Origin of the sequence: Vreelandella rituensis, assembly GCF_003336665.1 — a bacterium.
In the GTDB taxonomy this organism is placed as follows: Bacteria; Pseudomonadota; Gammaproteobacteria; order Pseudomonadales; family Halomonadaceae; genus Vreelandella; species Vreelandella rituensis.
Window position 1 is genome coordinate 1 of sequence record NZ_QPIJ01000132.1, and the last position, 2,250, is coordinate 2,250.

The following is a 2,250-nucleotide window of genomic DNA, read 5'->3' on the forward strand; positions in this document are numbered from 1 at the left end:
CCTTGGCGATGGCATCAATGGCGTCGCTGAAATGCATGAGACCTTTCCGTATCAGTTGCCTGACACGGAAAGGTCTCATGATCAGCTTGTTGAGAATAGGCTTAACTGACTGGCATTACCCTGGTGCAGTGCCTTGGCATGCTTGACCAGGCCGCTGCCATTGGTGGTCATGGCAAAATCACGCAGCCCTTCAAGGCGACCGATCGACTCGACCAGCGTTTCGATCCCCTGGCGCACCAGCGGCTCGCCGCCGGTGAGACGGATCTTCTCCACGCCCAGCTCGACGAAGGCTTGCGATACCGTGGCGATTTCCTCAAGGGTCAGCACTTGAGCGCGTGGCAGGAAGGTCATCTCCTCGGCCATGCAATAGACACAGCGAAAATCACAACGGTCGGTCACCGATAACCGAACATAACGAATCGTGCGGCCGAAGCCGTCAACAGGACACTCATTGGGTATTCTCCGTATGCACCTGCAGCCGGGCGATCAGCTCACCGACTTCAGCTGAAACTTCAGTCACCTCGTCCTCACCATAGAGCATTCCGCGCCGCTTGCGAAAGCCACGCTCATAGAGCTTGACGTGCTCGGTGGGTTCAACGCCTGCATTGGCCAGACAATGGCTGGCACAATGCAGCTGGCAGCCGTCGATTGCAATGATAGGACGACCGGAACGCGCCGTACGAACCAACCCTTTCACACCGCCGCCGACACCGGCGATACAGGACATTTCCGCTACACCGCTATGGTCCAGGCGCAGTGCCACGTCGTTAGCCAATTGCGCTACATCGGAGCAGCCGGAGCAGGCATACACCAGGGTGGCGGTCTTTTGACGGGCACGTTGTGGCATCAGGTATCTCCTTCCATCAGGCAATGACGCAAGCGTTCCTCATCGATGATCGCTAAATGGCGGCGATCCGCTTGTATGATCCCCCGGTCACGCAACTTGGCCAGCAAGCGTGACAGCGTTTCCGGGGTCATGGAAAGCTGAGCAGCAAGCCAATAGCGGGGAATGGTCAACGGCAATGTCTTGGGGCGCTGATGGCGTCCCGGGGGCAATTGGCGTAGCAAATAACTGACCAGCCTGGCCATGGCGTCAGACTGAGTTACCAGCACCAGGTCTTCTAGGCGCTCGCTCAACTCCAGGGCCATGCGGCTCATGAACTCAGCACGACAGGCGGGATAGGCATCCAATTGTTGACGACACTGTTCGGCGGGAATCGCCAGCACCCGGGTATTACGCAAGGCTTCCGCTGAATAGAGATAAAACCCGGTGTGCGATGCCATGCTCAGTTCGCCCAGGGTGCCGCCATGCTCCACGCAGCGTATGGTGGCCAGGCGTTTTTCGCCGACACCATGCACCAGGCGCACAGCGCCACTGAGTACGATATACAGCCAGTCCGCCCGGCCATTCTGGTGAAAAATCCACTCATGGGCTTTGAGCGTCTGCACGTGAGAATGCCTCAGTAACATTTCCACATCGTTGTTCTCAAGTGCGGCCAACCAGCTGACTCTCCGGATCAGCTCCCGCAGGTCGGTTGCCGTTGGCGGCCCCTCAGGTGAGGAATTATCTGCTGAAACAATAGGTAACGTCATCGCCTTTTTTTCACCTCACTGCGTGGATCCATGATCAGGTAACCGTGGACCACCACCGCGGCGCTCAACATATGTGACCCCTGGCAGGCTCATCACTCATCACACCGGCACCGCCGGGAACACGTATCAGCACTGGCAGACCGGTGGTGGGATTATCCGTACAACCACAGTTCATACGCTGACCTCCTGCGCTATTTCGGTGGAGCGGCTGGCACAGTGCTGGCTATCCGGCAGCACCATGGCCACGAAGTTGCAGGGCCGGGTGCGCGCATCCAGTTGTGCCGCGATAATATCATCCCAGGCGGTGGCGCAGGCCCTGGGCGATCCGGGCATGGCGAACACCAGGCTGCGGTTGGCCACGCCGGCCACCGCACGGGACTGCATCGTTGAGCCACCGATCGTCGCGTAAGAGCGCTGACGGAACAACTCGCCGTAGCCATCGATGGTCTTGTCGAACAGCGGCGCCAACGCTTCCGGCGTGGTGTCACGCACCGTGAACCCCGTGCCACCGTTGACCAGCACCGCCTGGATATCCGCGCGGGCGATCCAGTCGCTGACCACCGCCCGGATACGATAGATATCGTCGGCGACGATGCGGCGCTCGACCAGCACATGGCCGGCCGTGAGCAGGCGCTCGCTGAGCAGGTCGCCGCTGCC

At 59.7% G+C, this 2,250-nt stretch carries 3 protein-coding genes and 1 pseudogene; all 4 read right to left on the reverse strand.

The annotated features are described in order from the left end of the window. Positions 1-96 precede the first annotated feature (96 nt). Positions 97-459, reverse strand: a pseudogene (locus tag DU506_RS21015) (radical SAM protein); the annotation flags it as partial. Further along, positions 449-847, reverse strand: coding sequence for a putative zinc-binding protein (locus DU506_RS21020; RefSeq protein WP_114488771.1), 399 nt, complete (start codon positions 845-847; stop codon positions 449-451). The pseudogene DU506_RS21015 and the gene DU506_RS21020, both read right to left, overlap by 11 nt. Beyond that, positions 847-1,449 carry a Crp/Fnr family transcriptional regulator gene (locus tag DU506_RS21025; RefSeq protein WP_235825877.1) on the reverse strand — a complete coding sequence of 201 codons (603 nt, stop codon included), beginning with the start codon at positions 1,447-1,449 and terminating at the stop codon, positions 847-849. Before DU506_RS21025 ends, DU506_RS21020 begins: the two co-directional genes overlap by 1 nt. A 315-nt stretch (positions 1,450-1,764) precedes the next feature. After that, the coding region (locus DU506_RS21030; RefSeq protein ID WP_114488773.1) for a molybdenum cofactor synthesis domain-containing protein at positions 1,765-2,250 on the reverse strand (486 nt) is incomplete at its 5' end.

Excerpts from the sequence above, each read along its gene's own strand:
- DU506_RS21020 (WP_114488771.1), bottom strand. The coding sequence starts at position 847 with ATGCCACAACGTGCCCGTCAAAAGACCGCCACCCTGGTGTATGCCTGC.